We start from the raw sequence: 21,420 nt of genomic DNA, 5'->3' as shown, positions 1-21,420 counted from the left end.
GCCGGGGGGTCGGTGGCGAGGGTCCTCGTCGACTCGCCCCTGCCGCAGCTGGACCAGCTGCTGGACTACCGGGTGCCCGACCGGCTCGCGCCGTCCGCCGTCCCGGGAGTGCGCGTCCGCGTGCCGCTCCGGTCGGGCGGACGCATCGCCCAGGGCTGGATCGTGGAGCTCGCCGACCGGAGCGAGTTCCGCGGCGAGCTGAGCGAGGTCGAGGGCGTCGTCGGCGACGTACCCCTGCTCACGCCCGAGCTGTGGCGCCTGGCGCGAGCTGCGGCCGATCGCGCCGCGGGCAACGCGAGCGACATCCTGCGGCTGGCGATCCCCGCTCGCTACGTCCGCGCCGAGAAGGCCTGGCTGGCCGACCCGGGCGACCCGGGGCCGCTTCCCGAGCGTCCCGCGCCGTTCGCCCAGTACGAGCCGGGTCGCCTCGAACGCGGCCTGGCCGGGGGCGAGCGGATGGCGCTCATCGCCGATGCGCGCCCGGTCCGCCTCGCGTCCGGTACCTGGGTGGGCGCGTGGGCGGCCACGCTCGCGACGGCCGCCGCGCACGTCCTCGCCGACGATCGCTCGGCGGTGCTGGCGGTGCCCGACTACCGCGACCAGGAGCAGCTCCAGGCGGCCCTCGCCGAGGTCGTCGATCCTCGCCGGATCCTGCGGACCGACGCCCGGCAGACCGGGCAGGAGCGGTACCGCGCGTTCCTCGACTCGACGGGCGATGCGGCCCGCGTGGTCGTCGGCAACCGGTCGACGGTCTACGCGCCCGCGGCGCGGCTCGGCCTCATGGCGGTCTACGACGACGGCGACCCGCTGCACGCGGAGCCGCTGGCACCCGGCGTGCACGCGCGCGACGCCGCGCTCATCCGGCAGGAGCAGTCGGACGCCGCGCTCGTCTTCCTCGGCCACAGCCGGAGCGTCGAGGTGCAGCGGCTGGTGGGGCTCGGGTGGGTGCACGAGGTGCCCCTGCGCCGCGGCATCCGACCCCGGATCGTGCTCACCGAGCAGCAGCCCGCCGCCGCGAGCGGCGGTGCCCGCATCCCCTCGACCGCGTGGCGCGACGCCCAGGAGGCGGTAGCGCAGGGGCCGGTGCTCGTGCAGGTGGCCCGCCCCGGCCACACGCCGATGCTCGTGTGCGACCGCTGCCGCGAGCCGGCGCGATGCACGGCGTGCGGCGGCGCGATCGTCGTGTCGCGAGCGGGCGGAGGTCCGGCATGCACGCTCTGCGGCACGAGCGCCGCCGGGCGGAGCTGCCCGGTCTGCGAGTCGACCGCGCTCCGCGCGGCCGTGGTCGGCGCGAGCCGCACCGCGGAGGAGCTCGGCCGCGCCTTCCCGCGTTCGCGCGTGGTGGTCTCCGACGGAGATCGCCCGATGCTCCGGGTCGGTCCCGAGCCGCAACTCGTGGTGGCGACGCGCGGGGCCGAACCGGTCGCCGACGGCGGCTACCGGGCGGTCCTGCTCCTCGACGGTGAGCGGATGCTGCTGCGCGAATCCCTCCGCGTCGCCGAGGACTGCCTGCGGTGGTGGTCCGATGCGGCGGCCCTCGCGGCCCCGGGCGCACCCGTCCACCTCGTCGGCGTGGGCGGCGCGCTCGGCACCGCGCTCGCGACCTGGTCGCAGCCGGGCTGGGCGGCCGGCGAACTGGAGGCCCGGCGGGCCCTGCGGTTCCCCCCAGCGGTCCGGATGGCGTCGGTGTCGTCGTCGCCCGAGCGTCTCGCCCGGGCGCTCGAGCGCATCGGCGCGATCGACGGCGTCGACGTGCTCGGTCCCGTGCCGGCAGAGGAGGGCCTCGAGCGCGCGATCGTCCGGTTCGGGTACGGCGCGGGTGCGGAGGTGGCGGCGGCCCTGAAGGCCGAGGCGATCCGCGCCGCGACCGAGCGGCGGCGACCCGTCGCCGGGCGCCGCCCGGGTCGTTCACCGACGCTGCGGGTGCGGATGGACGATCCCGACCTGCCGTGACCGGGCGGCGACCCGGCTGCCGGACCGGCCGGCGCGGGCCCGCCCGACGGCTGGGATGATGGAGTGTGCCCCAGCTCCGCATCGTCTTCGCGGGAACCCCCGCCGCCGCCGTCCCCTCGCTCGAACGGCTCGCCGCCTCCGCGCACGAGGTGGTGGGCGTGGTCACCCGGCCGCCCGCGCCGCTCGGCCGCAAGCGCGTCCTCACGCCGTCGCCCGTCGCGGCGACCGCGACCCGCCTCGGCATACCGGTGATCGACGCGGCGCGCCTCGACGACGAGGCCACGGCGCGGATCGCCGCCCTCCGTCCGGACCTCGGCGTCATCGTCGCGTACGGCGGGCTGGTGCGCGAGCCCCTGCTCTCCACGCCCGCGCACGGCTGGATCAACCTGCACTTCTCCGCGCTGCCCGCCTGGCGCGGCGCGGCCCCCGTCCAGCGCGCGCTCATCGCCGGCGACGCGGAGCTCGGCGCCTCCGTGTTCCGGCTCGTGCCCGAGCTCGACGCCGGCGACGTCTACGCGGTGCGGACCCGGCCCGTCGAGCCGGGTGAGACGGCCGGGGCGGCGCTCGAGTCGCTCGCGGCATCCGGTGCCGACCTCGTCGCCGACGTCGTCGAGGCGATCGCGGACGGCTCGGCGGTCGCCGGCCCGCAGCGGGGCGACGCCACGTTCGCGCCGAAGCTCACCATCGACGACGGCCGCCTCGACTGGACGCGCCCGACCGTGGAGGTCGACGCGCGGTACCGCGGCGTCACCCCGGAACCGGGCGCGCACACCGAGGTCGACGGGATCCGGCTGAAGGTGCTCGAGGCGGGGCCCGCGGCATCCGTCGACCCGCCGCGCCTCGCACCGGGGGAGGTGCGCGGCGAGCGGCGCCGCGTGCTCGTGGGCACGGCCGACGGGGCGCTGGAGCTGCGGCGCGTCCAGCCCGCGGGCCGGACCGCGATGGCCGCGGCCGACTGGTGGCGCGGCCTCGGGGTCGACCGGGCGGTGGCCCGATGAGCGCACCGGGCAGCGGTCGCAGCGATCGTCGACCGGCCGGCGGCGCCCGCGGAGGCGGCACGGGTCGGGGCGCACGACCCGATCGCGTGGCGCGCTCCCGCATCGTCGCGTACGAGGTGCTCGAGGCCGTGCGCGACTCCGACGCCTACGCCAACCTGCTCCTGCCGACGCGCATCGAGCGGGCGCGCCTGAGCGAAGCGGATGCCGCGTTCGCCACCGAGCTCACGTACGGCACGCTGCGCATGCAGGGCTTCTACGACGCCGTGATCGCGCTCGCCGCCGGCCGGCCCACGGCGCAGGTGGACCCGCCGGTGCTCGACGTCCTGCGACTCGGCGTGCACCAGTTGCTCGCTACCCGGGTTGCGACGCACGCCGCCGTGAACGAGTCGGTCGCACTCGCGCGGCGCGTCGCTCCGGCGGCGGCCGGGTTCGTGAACGCGGTCCTCCGCACGGTCTCGCGGCGCGAGGCAGACGACTGGCGGAGCCTGGTCGCGGACGAGGCGGGGTCGCCGGACGAAGCGCTCGCGGCGGTCCACTCCCATCCGGTCTGGATGGTGCGCGCCCTGCGCACGGCGCTCGAGCGGGAGGGACGCGGCGAGGAGCTCGTCGCGCTGCTGGAGGCCGACAACGCCGCACCGCGCGTGAACCTCGTCTCGCTGCCCGGACTGGCGGAGCCGCCCGCCGAACTCGGCGAGCCGGACCGGTACTCGCCCGTCGGCCTGACGGCGCCCGAGCCGCTCCGCCTGGTCGCCGAGCACGAGGGCCGCGTGCGCGTGCAGGACGAGGGTTCGCAGCTCGCCGCGCTCGCGCTCAGCCGAGTCGCGCCCGTCCGCCCGGGGGAGCGGTGGCTCGACCTGTGCGCGGGTCCCGGCGGGAAGACCGCGCTGCTCGCCGCCGAGGCGATCGCCGGCGGCGCGTCGGTCGTCGCGAACGAGGTGGTGCCCGCCCGCGCCGAGCTCGTGCGCCGCGCGGTGGCCGCGGTGCCCGCGGAGGTTCCGGTCGACGTCGCCGACGGCCGCGACCTCGATCCGGCCGAGCGCGGTGCTCCGGACGGATTCGACCGCATCCTCCTCGACGCGCCCTGCACCGGCCTCGGCGCGCTGCGTCGGCGGCCCGAGGCCAGGTGGCGCAAGGCGCCCGCGGATGTCGCCGAGCTGACCGAGCTGCAGGGCGAACTGGCCGACTCGGCGTTCCGGGCGCTCGCTCCGGGCGGCGTGCTCGCGTACGTGACGTGCTCGCCGCACGCCTCCGAGACGCACGGAACCCTGGGGCGCGCGCTCGCGCGGTGGGGTGCCGAGGCCGAGCTGCTCGACACGGCCGACGTGGTGCAGTCGCTGTCGCGGCATCCGCTCGATCTCGCGGGCGACGGCCGGACGGTGCAGCTCTGGCCGCATCGCCACGGAACCGACGCCATGTTCATCGCCCTCGTGCGTCGCGCCGGGTCCGACCGGCCGTCCGGCGACGAGCCCGCTCGGTAGGCTGGCGGCATGACGACGCGGATCAACCCGAGCATCCTCGCTGCCGACTTCGCCAACCTCGAACGCGAGCTCGGGCGCATCGCGACCGCCGACCTCGTGCACGTCGACGTCATGGACAACCACTTCGTGCCGAACCTCACGTTCGGCCTGCAGATGGTGACCCGCCTGCAGGAGGTCTCGCCCATCCCGCTCGACGTGCACCTCATGATCGACGACCCGGACCGCTGGGCGCCGGCGTACGCCGAGGCGGGCGCGTTCTCGGTCACGTTCCACGCCGAGGCGGCGGGGGAGCCCGTCGCGCTCGCGCGGAAGCTCCGCTCCATCGGCGCACGCGCGGGCATCGCACTGAAGCCGGGCACGGATGCCGCGCCCTACCTCGACCTCCTGCCGGAGTTCGACCAGGTGCTCGTGATGACGGTCGAGCCGGGATTCGGCGGCCAGTCGTTCATCCACGAGACGATGCCGAAGCTCACCCGCGTCGCCGACGCCGTGCACGCCGCGGGTCTCGACATCTGGTTGCAGGTCGACGGCGGCATCACGGAGGAGACGATCGGCATCGCCGCGGAGGCGGGCGCCGACACGTTCGTCGCCGGATCGCACGTCTTCAACGGCGACGTGCCCGCCGAGCGCATCGAGGCGCTGCGCGCCGCGGTGGCCGCGCACCCGCACGAGCACCCGCGCGGGGACGGCGCGGCGCACCGGTAGTCTGGACGGGTGAAGACCTTCGACGACCTCTTCGTCGAGCTCAGCGACAAGGCCAGGACCCGCCCGGCGGGCTCCGGCACCGTGCGCCAGCTCGACGCCGGCGTGCACGCCATCGGCAAGAAGATCGTCGAGGAGGCCGCCGAGGTGTGGATGGCGGCCGAGTACCAGTCCGACGCCGAGACGGCCGAGGAGATCTCGCAGCTGCTGTACCACCTGCAGGTGATGATGCTCGCGAAGGGGCTCACGCCGGCCGACGTGTACCGACATCTCTGATCACGTCCATGACCGCAGATCAGTTCCGTCGACACGAAAGCCAGGGAATGCTCCGAATCGCCGTGCCCAACAAGGGCTCGCTCTCCGACACCGCCGCGCAGATGCTCTACGAGGCCGGGTACACCGGTCGCCGCGACTCGCGTGAGCTCATCGTCGCCGACCCCCGCAACGGGGTCGAGTTCTTCTACCTCCGTCCGCGCGACATCGCCACCTACGTCGGTTCCGGCGCGCTCGACGTGGGCATCACGGGGCGCGACCTGCTCCTCGACTCGGGTTCCGAGGCGGGTGAGATCGCCTCCCTCGGGTTCGGCGACTCGACGTTCCGGTTCGCCGGCCCGCCCGGCGCCTTCGACACGCTCGCCGACCTCGAGGGCGTGCGCGTGGCCACGAGCTACCCGGGCCTCGTGGGCGACTTCCTCGCCCGGCACGGCGTGACCGCGAAGCTCGTCAAGCTCGACGGCGCCGTCGAATCCGCGGTGCGGCTCGGCGTGGCCGACGCGGTGGCCGACGTGGTCTCCACGGGATCGACCCTGCGCAAGGCCGGGCTCGACATCTTCGGTCCCGTCATCCTCGAGTCCGAGGCCGTGCTCATCGGCTCGGGCGTCGAGCGGCCCGGCACCCAGACCCTCGTCCGGCGCCTCCAGGGCGTGCTCGTCGCGCGCCAGTACGTGCTCGTCGACTACGACGTCCCGGTGACCCACCTCGAGGCGGCCACGGCGGTCGCGCCGGGCTTCGAGTCGCCCACGGTCTCGCCGCTGCACGACCCCGAGTGGGTCGCCGTCCGCGTCATGATCCCGCGCGTCGACGTGAACCACGTCATGGACGAACTGTACGAGCTGGGCGCGCGCGCGATCCTCGTGAGCGCCATCCACGCGGCACGTCTGTGAGGTGAGCGGATGTCGCTGGCCGTCCGTGTGATCCCGTGCCTCGACGTGGCCGCCGGCCGCGTCGTCAAGGGCGTGAACTTCCTCAACCTGCGCGACGCGGGCGACCCCGTGGAGCTCGCGGCGAAGTACGCCGCGCAGGGCGCCGATGAGCTGACCTTCCTCGACGTCACCGCGACGGTGGACGACCGGTCGACGACGTACGACATGGTGCAGCGCGTCGCCGAGCAGGTGTTCATCCCGCTCACCGTGGGCGGCGGCGTGCGCTCGACCGACGACGTCGCGCGGCTGCTCGGCCACGGTGCCGACAAGATCGGCGTGAACAGCGCCGCGATCGCGCGGCCGGAGCTCATCGCCGAGATCGCCGACCGGTTCGGCGCGCAGGTGTGCGTGCTCTCGCTCGACGTCAAGCGATCCGACCGCACTGCGTCGGGCTTCGTCGTCACGACGCACGGCGGCCGCTCCGAGACCGACCTCGACGCGCTCGAGTGGGCCCGCCGGGCGATCGAGCTCGGCGCGGGCGAACTGCTCGTGAACTCGATCGACGCCGACGGCACCAAGGCCGGCTTCGACCTCGAGCTCGTCGGGCTGATGCACGAGTTGTCCTCCGTGCCCGTGATCGCCTCCGGCGGCGCCGGCGCGCTCGAACACTTCGCTCCGGCGATCGCGGCGGGAGCCGACGCCGTGCTCGCGGCATCCGTGTTCCACAACGGCGAGCTCACCATCGGCGAGGTGAAGCGCGCCCTCGAGGCCGACGGGAGGACCGTCCGATGACCTACGCAGGCGACGAGGAGCTCGAGTCGGAGACCGAGCGCTGGGCGCCGGATGCCACCGCGGTGGACCGGGCCGCGTTCGACCGCGACGGACTGCTGCCCGCGATCATCCAGCAGTGGGACACCGGCGAGGTGCTCATGCTCGGCTGGATGGACCGCGAGGCGATGCGCCGCACGCTCACCGAGGGCCGGGTCACCTTCTGGTCGCGGTCGCGGCAGGAGTACTGGCGCAAGGGCGACACCTCCGGACACGCGCAGTACGTCAGGTCCGCGGCGCTCGACTGCGACGCCGACGTGCTGCTGGTCAAGGTCGAGCAGGTCGGCGTGGCCTGCCACACCGGAACCCGCACCTGCTGGGACGGCGACCCGCTCGACGTCGTCGTCGGCCACCCCGACGGACCCGCCCGCGACGGAGGAACCCCATGACGGCCGCCCGAACCGCGACCACGCGCCTCGACGACTTCACCGCCCTGCTGCAGGGACGCCGTGTCGTGCCGGTCGTGCGCGAGCTCTTCGCCGACGGCGAGACGCCGGTCGGCATCTACCGCAAGCTGGCGGGGGGCCGGCCCGGCACGTTCCTCCTCGAGTCGGCCGAGCAGGGCGGCATCTGGTCGCGCTACTCGTTCGTCGGCGCGGGCTCGTACGGCGTGCTCACGGAGCGCGACGGTGCGGTCGAGTGGCTCGACTACGGCATGTCGCGCGAGCGCGCCCTGGGCGAGGCGTCCGGGGACCGGGCCCCGCTCGCCGCCCTCGAAGCGGTCCACGAGCGCTGGGCGACCGAGGACGTGCCCGGTGCGCCGCCCCTCACCGGCGGGCTCGTCGGCTTCATCGGCTGGGAGGCGATCCGGCAGATCGAGCACCTGCCGAACCGGCCGCCGGCGGACTACGCGATGCCCGGGCAGGCGTTCTCGTTCGTCTCCGAGCTCGTCGTCATCGACCACCGCACGGGCACCGTCCAGCTCGTGGCATCCGTCCTGAACGATCGCGAGGAGCCCGCCGAGACGCTGTGGGCGGACGCGCAGGCCCGCCTGGACCGCATGCAGGAGTCGCTCGCGACGCCCGCCGAGGCCCACCTCGCCGAGATCGACCTGGCGCGCGCGCCGGAACCGCGTCACCGCACCGAGAAGGTCGACTTCCTCGCGGCGGTCGAGCGCTCGAAGCACTACATCCACGAGGGCGACATCTTCCAGGTCGTGGTGTCGCAGCGGTTCGAGCAGGATGCCACGGCGGACCCGATCGACGTCTACCGGGTGCTGCGCAGCCTCAACCCGAGTCCGTACATGTACCTGCTGCACCTCGAGGCCCCGACCGGCGAACCGTACTGGATCGTCGGCTCGTCGCCCGAGGCGCTCGTCAAGGTCGAGGACGGCCGGGTGTACACCCACCCGATCGCCGGGTCGAAGCCGCGCGGCGGGACGCCCGAGGACGACGCCGACCTCGAGGCCGAGCTCATCGCCGATCCGAAGGAGCAGGCCGAGCACCTCATGCTCGTCGACCTCGCCCGCAACGACCTCGCCAAGGTGTGCACCGCCGGCAGCGTCGAGGTGACCGAGTTCATGCGTGTCGAGCGGTTCAGCCACATCATGCACCTCGTCTCGTCGGTCGAGGGCGACCTCCGCGACGACGCGAACGCGGTCGACGTGTTCCGCGCGACCTTCCCCGCGGGCACGCTCTCCGGCGCGCCGAAGCCGCGAGCCCTCGAGATCATCGACGAGCTCGAACCGGCCCAACGGGGCCTGTACGGGGGCGTCGTCGGCTACTTCGGCTTCGGCGGCGATGCCGACCTCGCCATCGCGATCCGCACCGCGACCATCTCGGGCGGCATCGCACGCGTGCAGGCCGGCGGCGGCCTCGTCGCCGACTCCGACCCCGAGTCGGAGTACCAGGAGTCGGTCAACAAGGCGGCGGCGCCGCTGCGCGCCGTCGCCGTCGCGAACGCGATGCGGCGGGTGGGCTGAGCGCATGCGCCCCGAGCGGATGAAGCTGCCCGCGATCCTCGGCCTGCTGGCCGGATCGGGCCTCGCCCTGCTCGCGTGGAGCCAGACCTGGTTCACCGCGCGGCTCGTCGACGGCCAGGCCACCGCCGGCGGAGCGACCGCACTCGAGGTCGGGGGAGCGGTCGCCTCGCCGGCGCTCGCCGCGCTCGCGCTGGCGGGGCTCGCACTGGCCGGAGCCCTCGCGATCGCGGGGCCCGTGATCCGGGTGGTGCTCGGCCTGCTCGCCCTCGCCCTCGGCGGAAGCGTCGTCCTCGCGTCCGCCCTCGCACTCGGCGACCCGGTCCGGGCCGTGGCCCCCGCCGTCGCCGAGGCCACGGGCGTGGCGGGCGCGGAGCCGACCGCCGAGCTCGTCGCCGGCGTCGCCGCCTCGGCGTGGCCGTTCGCCGCGATCCTCGGCGGCGTCCTCATCGCCGTGGCGGGCCTCGTGGTGATCGTCACGGGCCGCACCTGGCCGACGTCGCGCCGATACGGCGGCGGCGCGCGACTGACGCCCGACGCCCCGCGCGGCGGAGTGCCCGCCTCGGACCGGGCCGTCGACGACTGGGACGGGCTCAGCCGCGGCGACGACCCCACCGCCGGCGAGACGGAGCCGACTCCCGACGACGCCGAGGGCACGGGCGACGGCCACGAGGCACCCGGCCGCACCCGGTAGACTCTCCACGACCCCCATCGCACAGAAGGAGCACCATGAGCACTGAGCACGCTGAGCCCGGCCACGGACACTCGCCCGCGGCATGGACCGCCGTGACGATCATGCTCATCGCGTTCGCGATCGGCACCGTCGCGTTCTTCCTCGACGTGCAGTGGCTCGTGTGGGCGGCCGCCGGCCTGCTCGTGCTCGGAGCGATCGTCGGCTGGGCGCTCGCGAAGGCGGGCTACGGCGTCGACGGCGCCAAGGTCGCGCCCAAGGCGCACTGACGCGTGCTCGCCGAGCTCACTGCGAACGCGGTCGCCGACGCCGAGTCCCGGCGCGCCGAACGGCCCCTCGCCGAGGTCGAGGCGGCCGCGCTGGCCCGTCCCGCGGCAATCGACGCCCTCGCCGCGCTCCGTCCGGCGCAGCACGTGAAGGTCATCGCCGAGATCAAGCGGTCGAGCCCCTCGCGCGGTTCGCTCGCGGCCATCGACGACCCCGCCGCGCTCGCCCGCACGTACGAACTGGGCGGCGCGAGCGCGATCAGCGTGCTGACCGAGGGGCGCAAGTTCGGCGGCTCGCTCGCCGACCTCGAGTCGGTGCGGCAGGCGGTCTCGCTGCCCGTGCTGCGCAAGGACTTCATCGCCACCCCGTACCAGGTCTTCGAAGCCCGCGCGGCCGGTGCCGACCTGGTGCTGCTCATCGTCGCCGCGCTCGACGACGACACGCTGCGCGAACTGTACGCGCTGATCACCGAGCTCGGCATGACCGCGCTCGTCGAGACGCACTCCGCCGACGAACTCGACCGCGCCGCGCAGCTCGGCGCCCGGCTCATCGGCGTCAACGCGCGCGACCTGACCACCTTCGAGCTCGACCGCGACCTGTTCGGGCGACTCGCCGATCGGTTCCCCGAGGGGGCGATCCGGGTGGCCGAGTCGGCGGTGCTGACGGCGGCGGATGTCGCGCACTATCGTGCCGCGGGCGCCGATGCCGTGCTCGTGGGCGAGGCGCTCGTCACGGGCGACCCCATCTCGAACCTCTCTGCATTCATGGCGGTGTGACATGGCCCTTCGTGCCCAGACCGGGCCGTACTTCGGCGAGTTCGGCGGACGCTTCGTCCCCGAGTCGCTGGTGGCGGCACTCGACGAGCTGTCCGAGGCGTACACCCTCGCGAAGCTCGACCCGGCCTTCGGCGAGGAGCTCGCCGAGCTCGGCCGGAGCTACACCGGCCGGCCCTCGATCATCACCGAGGTGCCCCGCTTCGCGGAGCACGCGGGCGGTGCCCGGATCATCCTCAAGCGCGAGGACCTGAACCACACCGGATCCCACAAGATCAACAACGTGCTCGGCCAGGCGCTGCTCACGCGCCGCATCGGCAAGAAGCGCGTCATCGCCGAGACGGGTGCGGGCCAGCACGGCGTGGCGACCGCGACGGCGGCGGCGCTGTTCGGCCTGGAGTGCACGATCTACATGGGCGAGGTCGACACCGAGCGCCAGGCGCTGAACGTCGCGCGCATGCGCCTCCTCGGCGCCGAGGTCATCCCCGTCAAGACCGGTTCGCGCACCCTGAAGGACGCGATCAACGACGCGATGCGCGACTGGGTCACGAACGTCGAGACCACCAACTACATCTTCGGCACGGTGGCGGGTCCGCACCCGTTCCCCGAGATGGTCCGCGACTTCCAGGCGATCGTCGGCGAGGAGGCGCGCCAGCAGGTCATCGACCTGACGGGCGGCCTGCCCACCGCCGTCGCGGCCTGCGTGGGCGGCGGATCCAACGCGATCGGCATCTTCCACGCGTTCCTCGACGACGCCGACGTCGCGCTGTACGGCTTCGAGGCCGGCGGCGACGGCGTCGACACGCCCCGACACGCGGCGACCATCTCGAAGGGGCGTCCGGGCGTGCTCCACGGCGCGCGCAGCTACCTCCTGCAGGACGAGGACGGCCAGACCATCGAGTCGCACTCGATCTCCGCCGGTCTCGACTACCCGGGCGTCGGCCCCGAGCACTCCTGGCTCGCCGCACTCGGCCGGGCCACCTACCTGCCGATCACCGATGACGCGGCGATGCAGGCCCTTCGCCTCCTCTCCCGTACCGAGGGCATCATCCCGGCCATCGAGTCGGCCCACGCCCTCGCCGGCGCGCTCGACCTCGGTCGTGAGCTCGGCCGCGACGCCACGATCCTCGTGAACCTCTCCGGGCGCGGCGACAAGGACATGGAGACCGCCGCGCGCTACTTCGAGCTGCTCGACGGGAGCGCCGAATGAGGAACGTGGGCGCCGTCATCCGTCGCCGCAACGAGGAGGCCGCCGGCGCGCTCATCGGCTACCTCCCGGTCGGCTTCCCCACGCTGGACGAGAGCGTCGAGGCGGCCGTCGCCCTGGTCGAGAACGGCGTCGACGTGCTCGAGCTCGGACTCCCGTACTCCGACCCGGTCATGGACGGCACGGTCATCCAGGCCGCGACCGTGCAGGCGCTCGCGAACGGCTTCCGCCTCGCGCACGGGTTCGAGGCGGTGCGCCGGGTCACCGAGCGGGTCGACGCACCCGTCCTCGTGATGACCTACTGGAACCCCGTCGTGCAGTACGGCGTCGACCGGTTCGCCGACGACCTCGCCGCCGCCGGTGGAGCCGGGCTGATCACGCCCGACCTCATCCCCGACGAGGCCGGCGACTGGCTCGCCGCCTCCGAGCGCACCGGCCTGGACCGGGTGTTCCTCGCGGCGCCCTCGTCGACCGACGCCCGGATCCGCCAGGCGGTCGAGGCGAGCCGCGGCTTCGTGTACGCGGTCTCGACCATGGGCATCACCGGCGCCCGGACCGACGTCGACCAGGCCGCCCGCGGCCTCGTCGGGCGACTCCGCGAGGCGGGCGCCGAGGCGAGCTGCGTGGGTCTCGGCATCTCGACCGCCGAGCAGGTGGCCGAGGTGCTCGAGTACGCGGAGGGCGCGATCGTGGGATCCGCGCTCGTGAAGGCCCTCGCCGACGGCGGGGTCGAGGCGGCCGGCGCGCTCGCGGCCGAGCTCGCGCGCGGCACCGCCCGGAAGTGAAGTAGTCTCGACGGGGCCGCCGCGCGCGGCGCCCCCGCACCATCGACGAAAGGCAGACGCCGGCGTGTTCGCACCGCTCAGCATCCCGACTCCAGACCCGGAGTGGCGCACCCTCGAGATCCCGGTCCCGTGGGGCACGCTGAACATCCAGATGTACGCGCTGTTCATCCTCGCGGGCATCATCATCGCGACGATCATGACCTCGCGCCGCCTCACCAAGCGCGGCGCCGAACCGGGCATCGTGCTCGATGTCGTGCTGTGGGCCGTGCCGCTCGGCATCGTCGGCGCTCGCCTGTACCACGTCCTCACCCACCCCGACGACTACTTCGCGGGCCAGGAACTGTGGCGCATCATCGCGATCTGGGAGGGCGGCAACGCGATCTACGGTTCGCTCATCGGCGGTGCCGTCGGCGTCATCATCGCCTGCCGCCTGACCGGCCTCCGCTTCTGGTCCTTCGCCGACGCGCTCGCGCCGGGTCTCCTCGTCGCCCAGGCGATCGGCCGGCTCGGCAACTGGTTCAACGCCGAGCTCTACGGCTGGCCGACCGACCTGCCCTGGGGCCTCGAGATCCCTTCCGACAACCCGGCGTGGCCGCAGGGCCTCGCCGAGGGCACCCTGTTCCACCCGACGTTCCTCTACGAGATCGTGTGGAACCTCGTCGGCGTCGCCGTGCTCCTCGGGCTCGAGCGCTTCTTCCGCCTCCGCTGGGGCATGATGTTCGGCGCCTACCTCATCTGGTACGGCGCGGGACGCGCGGTGTTCGAGACCATCCGCGTCGACCCGAGCGAGATGTTCCTCGGCATCCGGTCGAACGTCTGGGCGTCGTTCGCGGCGATCATCATCGGCCTCGTCATCATCCTCGTGCAGCGACGCCGGCACCCCGGCATCGAGCCGAGCGTCTACCGCCCGGGCCGTGAATGGAGGCCCGCGGATGCTGAGGTAGACTCGGACGACACCGAGTCCGACTCCGACTCTCTCGACGAAGGCGTCGAGGGTGAGAACGCACCCGGCGAGCCGGCAGCCACAAGCTCGAGCCGCTCGGCCTCCGCGTAGGCCACGCCACCACACCGCGTTCTCCGACTCGGCGCCGCACCTCGCGCCGTGAACCTCCCTCCGTGGGCCGACGTCGTCCCCGCTGCCTAACGAGATACCGAGGACGGTCCAACGTGTCGCTTTCCCCTCCCCACTCCCGGTTCGGTCTGACGCCGCCCGCCCAGGGCATGTACGACCCCGCCGACGAGAAGGACGCCTGCGGGCTCGCCATGGTGGCGACGCTGCGCGGCACCGCCGGTCACGACATCATCCAGGCGGCGCTCGACAGCCTGCGCAACCTCGAGCACCGCGGTGCGGTCGGCTCCGACGCGGGTACGGGCGACGGCGCCGGCATCATCACCCAGGTGCCCGACGCGTTCCTCCGCGAGGTCGTCGACTTTCCGCTGCCCCCCGCGGGCGCGTACGCCGTGGGCAACGCGTTCCTGCCCGTCGACCCCACCGCGCGGTCGACGGTGAAGCAGCAGCTGCAGCGCATCGCGGCATCCGAGGGCCTCGAGGTGCTCGGATGGCGCGAGGTGCCGGTGCGCCCCGAGGAACTCGGCACGCTGGCCCGCGCGGCGATGCCCGTCGTGCAGCAGCTCTACGTGCGGAGCTCGGCGAACACGGCCGAGGGCGAGCACCTCGCCGGGATCGCGCTCGACCGTCTCACCTTCCGTCTGCGCAAGCGCGCCGAGCGCGAGCTCGAGCTCTACTTCGCGTCCCTCTCCAGCCGCACGCTCGTCTACAAGGGCATGGTCACCACGCTCCAGCTCGAGCCGTTCTATCCCGACCTCTCCGACGAGCGGTTCGCCTCCAAGCTTGCCCTGGTCCACTCCCGGTACTCCACGAACACGTTCCCCTCGTGGCCGCTCGCACAGCCGTTCCGGATGATCGCGCACAACGGCGAGATCAACACCATCCAGGGCAACCGCAACTGGATGCGCGCCCGGCAGTCGCAGCTGGAGTCGGAGCTGCTCGGCGAGCTCGACCCGCTCATGCCGATCGTGACGCCCGGCGCGAGCGACTCGGCCTCGTTCGACGAGGTCGTCGAGCTGCTCACCCTCGCCGGCCGCAGCCTGCCGCACGCGGTGATGATGATGGTCCCCGAGGCGTGGGAGAAGCAGGCCGAGATCGATCCGGCGCGCCGGGCGTTCTACGAGTACCACTCGATGCTCATGGAGCCGTGGGACGGCCCCGCCGCGATCGTGTTCACCGACGGCAGCCTCGTCGGCGCGACGCTCGACCGCAACGGCCTCCGGCCCGGCCGGTACGTCGTGACCGACGACGGGCTCGTCGTGCTGGCGAGCGAGATCGGCGTGCTCGACCTGCCGCAGAAGCGCATCGTGCGGAAGGGCCGCCTGCAGCCCGGCCGCATGTTCCTCGTCGACACCGAGGCCGGCCGCCTCATCGAGGACGACGAGATCAAGTCCGAGCTCGCGGCATCCGCACCCTGGGGGGAGTGGCTCGACGAGGGCCGCATCCGCCTCTCCGACCTGCCCGAGCGCGAGCACATCGTGCACCCGCCGGCATCCGTCAACCGCCGTCAGCGCACCTTCGGCTACACGGAAGAGGAGGTGAAGATCCTCCTCGCGCCGATGGCGGCGACCGGTCAGGAGCCGCTCGGCGCGATGGGATCCGACACCCCGATCGCGGTGCTCTCCGAGCGTCCGCGGCTGCTCTTCGACTACTTCACGCAGCAGTTCGCCCAGGTCACCAATCCGCCGCTCGACTCGATCCGCGAGCAGGTCGTGACCTCGCTGTCGACGTCGCTCGGACCCGAGCGGAACCTGCTCGCCGCGGGCGCCGAGCACGCGCGTCAGGTCTCGCTCGACTTCCCGGTGATCGACAACGACCAGCTGGCGAAGATCGTGCACATGACCTCGCCGTCGGGCGCGCGCGCCACCCGGACGCTGCGCGGGCTGTACCGCGTCGACGACGGACCCGACGGCCTGCGCGCGCGCCTCGAGGAGCTCGCTCGCGAGGTCGACGAGGCCATCGACGAGGGCGCCTCGTTCATCGTGCTGAGCGACCGCGACTCGACCAAGGACCTCGCGCCGATCCCGTCGCTGCTCATGCTGTCGGCGGTGCACCACCACCTCATCCGCTCCGAGACCCGCATGAAGGTCGGTCTCGTGGTCGAGGCCGGCGACGTGCGCGAGGTGCACCACGTGGCGCTCCTCGTCGGCTACGGCGCCTCCGCCGTGAACCCGTACCTCGCCATGGAGTCCTGCGAGGACCTCGTCCGCTCGGGCACGCTCGCGGGCGTCACGCCCGAGCAGGCGGTGCGGAACGTCATCACCGCGCTCGGCAAGGGCGTGCTGAAGATCATGTCGAAGATGGGCATCTCGACGATCTCGTCGTACGCGGGCGCGCAGGCGTTCGAGGCAGTCGGGCTCTCGCAGGAGTTCATCGACGAGTACTTCACCGGGACCACCTCGAAGCTCGGCGGCGTCGGCATCGAGGTCATCGCTCGGGAGAACCTCGCCCGGCACCAGGTGGCCTACCCGGCGGATGCCGCGGTCCGCGCCCACGAGCGGCTGCAGACCGGTGGCGAGTACCAGTGGCGCCGCGACGGGTCGCCGCACCTGTTCAACCCCGAGACGGTCTTCCGCCTGCAGCACTCGACGCGCAATCGCCGCTACGACATCTTCCGCGAGTACACGCACATGGTCGACTCGCAGGCCGAGCAGCTCATGACCCTGCGCGGCATGTTCGCGCTCCGCACGGGCGTCCGCCCGCCGGTGCCGATCGACGAGGTCGAGCCGGTCGAGTCGATCGTGAAGCGGTTCTCCACGGGCGCGATGAGCTACGGCTCCATCTCGAAGGAGGCGCACGAGACGCTCGCGATCGCCATGAACCGGCTCGGCGCGAAGTCGAACACCGGCGAGGGCGGCGAGGACCTGGAGCGACTCCTCGACCCGGAGCGGCGCAGCGCGATCAAGCAGGTGGCCTCCGGCCGCTTCGGCGTGACGAGCATGTACCTCACGAACGCCGACGACATCCAGATCAAGCTCGCACAGGGCGCCAAGCCCGGCGAGGGCGGGCAGCTCCCGCCGACCAAGGTCTACCCGTGGGTGGCCCGGACCCGCCACGCGACCGCGGGCGTCGGCCTCATCTCGCCGCCGCCGCACCACGACATCTACTCGATCGAAGACCTCAAGCAGCTGATCTTCGACCTGAAGCGCGCGAACCCGAAGGCCCGCATCCACGTGAAGCTGGTCAGCCAGTCGGGCATCGGCGCGGTCGCGGCGGGTACGGCGAAGGCGCTGGCGGATGTCATCCTCGTCTCCGGCCACGACGGCGGCACGGGCGCGAGCCCGCTGAACTCGCTGAAGCACGCGGGCACCCCGTGGGAGCTCGGCCTCGCCGAGACGCAGCAGACGCTCATGCTGAACGGCATGCGCGACCGCGTGGTCGTGCAGGTCGACGGGCAGCTGAAGACCGGTCGCGACGTCGTCATCGGCGCCCTGCTCGGCGCCGAGGAGTTCGGCTTCGCGACGGCTCCGCTCATCGTCGAGGGCTGCGTCATGATGCGCGTCTGCCACCTCGACACGTGCCCGGTCGGCGTCGCGACGCAGAACCCCGAGCTGCGCAAGCGGTTCACGGGCAAGCCCGAGTTCGTCGTGAACTTCTTCGAGTTCATCGCGCAGGAGGTGCGGGAGTACCTCGCGGAGCTCGGCTACCGCTCGCTCGACGAGGTCATCGGCCGGCGCGAGCTGCTCGACGTCGACCGCGCCGTCGCCCACTGGAAGGCGTCGGGACTCGACCTCACGCCCGTGCTCGTGGGTCCGGACTTCTCCGGCTCCGAGCCGCGTCGCAACTTCCGTGCGCAGGACCACGAGCTCGAGGAGCACTTCGACAACGAGCTCATCCGGCGCAGCGCCCTCGTCCTCGAGCAGGGCGGTCGCGTTGAGATCACCCTGCCGATCAAGAACACCGAGCGGGCGGTCGGCACCATGCTCGGCCACGAGGTCACCGTCCGGCACGGCGCGGAGGGCCTGCCCACCGGCTCGATCGACGTCACGCTGACCGGTTCGGCCGGGCAGTCGTTCGGCGCGTTCCTGCCGAGCGGCATCACCCTCCGACTCGAGGGCGACTCGAACGACTACGTCGGCAAGGGCCTGTCCGGCGGTCAGGTGATCGTGCGTCCGTCGCGCGAGGCCGGCTTCGTCGCCGAGCGGAACGTCATCGCCGGCAACGTCATCGGCTACGGCGCGACCCGGGGCAGCATGTTCATCCGCGGCATCGTGGGGGAGCGCTTCCTCGTCCGGAACTCCGGCGCCACGGCGGTCGTCGAGGGCGTGGGCGACCACGCGCTCGAGTACATGACCGGCGGCCTCGCGCTCATCCTCGGCGGCACCGGCCGCAACCTGGGCGCGGGCATGTCGGGCGGCACGGCGTACGTGCTCGACCTCGCCGAGGCGCGCGTGAACCGCGAAGCGCTCTCGAGCGGCGAACTCGAGCTGCACCCCCTGGGCAGCGCCGACCACGAGATCGTCCGCGACCTGCTCGAGCAGCACCTCGAGCACACCGACTCCGCAGTCGCCGCGGCGCTCCTCGCCGAGGGTGCCGTCGCGTTCGACCGCTTCACCAAGGTGCTTCCGCGCGACTACGCCGCGGTCCTCCGCACCCGCCAAGCGGCGGTCGACGAGGGGCTGGACCCCGACGGCGACGTCGTCTGGACGCGAATCCTGGAGGTGACGGGTGGCTGACCCGAAGGGCTTTCTGAAGGTCACCGAGCGCGAACTGCCCAAGCGGCGGCCCGTGCCGGTGCGGATCATGGACTGGAAAGAGGTCTACGAGCAGGGCGACCCCGCCCAGGTGCGGCGGCAGGCCGGACGCTGCATGGACTGCGGCATCCCGTTCTGCCACCAGGGCTGCCCGCTCGGCAACCTCATCCCCGAGTGGAACGACCTGATGTGGCGCGGCGAGGGCCGCGCGGCCATCGAGCGGCTGCACGCCACGAACAACTTCCCGGAGTTCACCGGACGCCTCTGCCCGGCCCCGTGCGAGTCCGCCTGCGTGCTCGGCATCAACCAGCCTGCGGTGACGATCAAGCAGGTCGAGGTCTCGATCATCGACCAGGCGTTCGGCAACGGCTGGGTGCAGCCGCAGCCGCCCGGTCGCCTCACCGGCAAGACCGTGGCTGTCGTCGGGTCGGGCCCGGCGGGACTCGCCGCCGCCCAGCAGCTCACCCGGGCCGGTCACACGGTCGCCGTGTACGAGCGCGACGACCGCATCGGCGGCCTGCTGCGCTACGGCATCCCCGACTTCAAGATGGAGAAGAAGCACCTCGACGCCCGCCTCGCGCAGATGACGGCCGAGGGCACGCGCTTCCGTGCCGGCGTCGAGATCGGCGTCGACCTCTCGTGGGACGAGCTCCGGCGCCGCTACGACGCCGTCGTGGTCGCCACGGGTGCGCTCGTGCCGCGCGACCTGCCGATCCCGGGCCGCGACCTGCCCGGCGTCCACTTCGCCATGGAGTACCTGACCCAGGCGAACCGCCGGGTCGCCGGCGAGGACGTCTTCGACCAGATCACGGCCGAGGGCAAGCACGTCGTCGTCCTCGGCGGCGGTGACACGGGCGCCGACTGCATCGGCACCGCGCACCGGCAGGGCGCCCTCTCGGTCACGAACCTCGCGATCGGCAAGCAGCCCAGCCCGACGCGGCCCGCGGAGCAGCCGTGGCCGATGCACCCGACGCTGTTCGAGGTGCAGAGCGCCCACGAGGAGGGCGGCCAGCGCCAGTACCTCGCGTCGACCGTCGAGTTCCTCGCGAACGACGCCGGCGAGGTCCGTGCGATCCGCGTGGCGGAGACCGAGTACCTCGACGGCCGCCGGGTCCCGAAGGCCGGCACCGAGCGCGAGATCCCGGCCGACCTCGTGCTGCTGGCCCTCGGCTTCACCGGCCCCGAGACGGATGCCGCGCACGACCAGCTCGGCCTGCAGGCCTCCGACCGAGGCAACTTCGCGCGCGACGCCGACTACGCCACGGCCGAGCCGGGCGTGTTCGTCGCGGGCGATGCCGGTCGCGGCCAGTCGCTGATCGTCTGGGCGATCGCCGAGGGACGCGCTGCGGCGGCATCCGTCGACCGGTACCTTGAAGGTGAGACGCAGCTGCCGAGTCCCATTCCCGCGACGGCGCGAGCCTTCGCCGTCTGACCGGCGCCGCGGGCGCCTGACGAGTCCGTATCCAGCGCTACGGCGCGCGAACCCCCTGGAGCACACACCACATGAGAAGAGCGAAGATCGTCGCCACGCTCGGGCCGGCAACGTCCAGCTACGAGCAGATCCGCGCGATCATCGACGCCGGCATCGACGTCGCCCGGATGAACCTCAGCCACGGCAGCTACGACGTGCACGAGGGCGTCTACCAGAACGTCCGGAAGGCGGCGAACGACTCGGGGCGCGCCGTGGCCGTGCTGGTCGACCTCCAGGGGCCGAAGATCCGCCTGGGCAAGTTCGCCGACGGCCCGCACGAGCTCGCCGAGGGCGACATCTTCAAGATCACGACCGAGGAGATCCTCGGCACGAAGGAGATCGTCGGCACCACCTTCAAGGGCCTGCCGCACGACGTCGAGGCGGGCGACCACCTGCTGATCGACGACGGCAAGGTGCGGGTCGAGGTGCTCGAGACCGACGGCACGGTCGTCACCACGAAGGTCGTCGTCGCGGGTCCGGTGTCGAACAACAAGGGCATCAACCTCCCCGGCGTGGCCGTGAACGTGCCGGCGCTGTCCGAGAAGGACGAGGCCGACCTGCGCTGGGCCCTGAAGCTCGGCGCCGACCTCATCGCGCTGTCGTTCGTGCGCAACGCCGCCGACATCGACCGGGTGCACGAGATCATGTCCGAGGAGGGCCGCCGCCTCCCGGTCATCGCCAAGATCGAGAAGCCGCAGGCCGTCGACGCCCTCGAGGGCATCGTCGAGGCGTTCGACGGCGTGATGGTGGCCCGTGGCGACCTCGGCGTCGAACTGCCCCTCGAGGCGGTGCCGATCGTGCAGAAGCGCGCCATCGAGATCGCCCGCCGGCTCGCGAAGCCGGTGATCGTGGCCACGCAGATGCTCGAGTCGATGACCCACTCGCCGGTCCCCACGCGCGCCGAGACCTCGGACGTCGCGAACGCCATCCTCGACGGCGCCGACGCGGTCATGCTCTCGGGCGAGACGAGCGTGGGCGAGTACCCGGTGCAGACCGTCAAGACCATGGCCCGCATCATCGAGTCCACCGAGAAGCACGGACTCGAGCGCATCCCGCCGCTCGGCACGAAGCCGCGCACCCAGGCCGGCGCGATCACGCTGGCCGCGGTCGAGGTCGCCGACTTCGTCGAGGCGAAGTACCTGTGCGTGTTCACCGAGTCGGGCGAGTCGGTGCGACGGATGACGCGACTCCGGTCGAACATCCCGATCCTCGCGTTCACGCCCTATCCCGCCATCCGTCGCCGCATGGCCCTCAACTGGGGCGTCGAGTCGTTCGTGGTCGAGCGCGTCACCCACACGGACCAGATGGTCGGCCAGGTCGACGAGGTGCTCGCGAAGACCGGCAAGGCCGAGGCGGGCGAGAAGGTCGTCATCATCTCGGGTTCGCCTCCCGGAATCCCCGGCACCACGAACGACGTGCGCGTGCACGTCGTCGGCGAGGTGCT

At 72.8% G+C, this 21,420-nt stretch carries 18 protein-coding genes; all 18 read left to right on the top strand.

Features of this window, described 5'->3' with window-relative positions; genetic code table 11:
* Positions 1-12 precede the first annotated feature (12 nt).
* Positions 13-1,953, top strand: a complete 1,941-nt coding sequence (locus M1L56_RS15470; RefSeq protein WP_248599919.1) for a primosomal protein N' — start codon at positions 13-15, stop codon at positions 1,951-1,953.
* A 65-nt stretch (positions 1,954-2,018) separates the two neighbouring features.
* Positions 2,019-2,951: a methionyl-tRNA formyltransferase gene (fmt, locus tag M1L56_RS15465; RefSeq protein WP_248599918.1), complete on the top strand. Its 933-nt coding sequence runs from the start codon at positions 2,019-2,021 to the stop codon at positions 2,949-2,951.
* A complete protein-coding gene (locus M1L56_RS15460; protein ID WP_282573722.1) occupies positions 2,948-4,429 on the top strand; it encodes a transcription antitermination factor NusB in 1,482 nt (493 codons plus the stop codon). Before fmt ends, M1L56_RS15460 begins: the two co-directional genes overlap by 4 nt.
* A 9-nt stretch (positions 4,430-4,438) precedes the next feature.
* Positions 4,439-5,134 carry a ribulose-phosphate 3-epimerase gene (rpe, locus tag M1L56_RS15455; protein ID WP_248599916.1) on the top strand — a complete coding sequence of 232 codons (696 nt, stop codon included), beginning with the start codon at positions 4,439-4,441 and terminating at the stop codon, positions 5,132-5,134.
* A gap of 9 nt (positions 5,135-5,143) precedes the next feature.
* Positions 5,144-5,407 carry a phosphoribosyl-ATP diphosphatase gene (locus tag M1L56_RS15450; protein WP_248599915.1) on the top strand — a complete coding sequence of 88 codons (264 nt, stop codon included), beginning with the start codon at positions 5,144-5,146 and terminating at the stop codon, positions 5,405-5,407.
* Between the two features lie 47 nt (positions 5,408-5,454).
* Positions 5,455-6,294, top strand: a complete 840-nt coding sequence (gene hisG / locus M1L56_RS15445; protein WP_248599914.1) for an ATP phosphoribosyltransferase — start codon at positions 5,455-5,457, stop codon at positions 6,292-6,294.
* 9 nt (positions 6,295-6,303) lie between these two features.
* Positions 6,304-7,065 carry an imidazole glycerol phosphate synthase subunit HisF gene (gene hisF, locus M1L56_RS15440; RefSeq protein ID WP_248599913.1) on the top strand — a complete coding sequence of 254 codons (762 nt, stop codon included), beginning with the start codon at positions 6,304-6,306 and terminating at the stop codon, positions 7,063-7,065.
* Complete coding sequence (gene hisI, locus M1L56_RS15435; RefSeq protein WP_082847050.1) at positions 7,062-7,490, top strand: phosphoribosyl-AMP cyclohydrolase; 429 nt, start codon at positions 7,062-7,064, stop codon at positions 7,488-7,490. Before hisF ends, hisI begins: the two co-directional genes overlap by 4 nt.
* Positions 7,487-9,022, top strand: a complete 1,536-nt coding sequence (locus M1L56_RS15430) for an anthranilate synthase component I (protein ID WP_248599912.1) — start codon at positions 7,487-7,489, stop codon at positions 9,020-9,022. The genes hisI and M1L56_RS15430 overlap by 4 nt, the downstream gene beginning before the upstream one ends.
* A gap of 4 nt (positions 9,023-9,026) precedes the next feature.
* Positions 9,027-9,713, top strand: a complete 687-nt coding sequence (locus M1L56_RS15425; RefSeq protein ID WP_248599911.1) for a Trp biosynthesis-associated membrane protein — start codon at positions 9,027-9,029, stop codon at positions 9,711-9,713.
* 35 nt (positions 9,714-9,748) lie between these two features.
* Positions 9,749-9,979 (top strand): DUF6704 family protein, encoded by a 231-nt coding sequence (locus M1L56_RS15420; RefSeq protein ID WP_067947304.1) that lies wholly within the window; start codon positions 9,749-9,751, stop codon positions 9,977-9,979.
* Between the two features lie 3 nt (positions 9,980-9,982).
* Positions 9,983-10,753 carry an indole-3-glycerol phosphate synthase TrpC gene (gene trpC / locus M1L56_RS15415; protein ID WP_248599910.1) on the top strand — a complete coding sequence of 257 codons (771 nt, stop codon included), beginning with the start codon at positions 9,983-9,985 and terminating at the stop codon, positions 10,751-10,753.
* Between the two features lies 1 nt (position 10,754).
* On the top strand, positions 10,755-11,960 hold the full coding sequence (gene trpB / locus M1L56_RS15410; RefSeq protein WP_067947308.1) for a tryptophan synthase subunit beta: 1,206 nt from the start codon (positions 10,755-10,757) through the stop codon (positions 11,958-11,960).
* On the top strand, positions 11,957-12,742 hold the full coding sequence (trpA, locus tag M1L56_RS15405; RefSeq protein WP_310520711.1) for a tryptophan synthase subunit alpha: 786 nt from the start codon (positions 11,957-11,959) through the stop codon (positions 12,740-12,742). Before trpB ends, trpA begins: the two co-directional genes overlap by 4 nt.
* Positions 12,743-12,806: 64 nt before the next feature.
* On the top strand, positions 12,807-13,796 hold the full coding sequence (gene lgt, locus M1L56_RS15400) for a prolipoprotein diacylglyceryl transferase (protein ID WP_248599908.1): 990 nt from the start codon (positions 12,807-12,809) through the stop codon (positions 13,794-13,796).
* 167 nt (positions 13,797-13,963) lie between these two features.
* Positions 13,964-18,487: a glutamate synthase large subunit gene (gltB, locus tag M1L56_RS15395; protein ID WP_248599948.1), complete on the top strand. Its 4,524-nt coding sequence runs from the start codon at positions 13,964-13,966 to the stop codon at positions 18,485-18,487.
* The gene (locus M1L56_RS15390) at positions 18,480-19,937 is read left to right on the top strand and encodes a glutamate synthase subunit beta (protein WP_067947317.1); all 1,458 of its coding nucleotides are present in this window, start codon (positions 18,480-18,482) and stop codon (positions 19,935-19,937) included. The genes gltB and M1L56_RS15390 overlap by 8 nt, the downstream gene beginning before the upstream one ends.
* A gap of 71 nt (positions 19,938-20,008) precedes the next feature.
* On the top strand, positions 20,009-21,420 hold a 1,412-nt coding region (gene pyk / locus M1L56_RS15385), incomplete at its 3' end, for a pyruvate kinase (RefSeq protein WP_067947319.1).

Origin of the sequence: Agromyces sp. C10 (assembly GCF_023217995.1) — a bacterium.
GTDB classification, from domain to species: domain Bacteria; phylum Actinomycetota; class Actinomycetes; order Actinomycetales; family Microbacteriaceae; genus Agromyces; species Agromyces indicus.
Note: the sequence above shows the minus strand (reverse complement) of the source record. Positions and strands in the feature narration are given on the sequence as shown.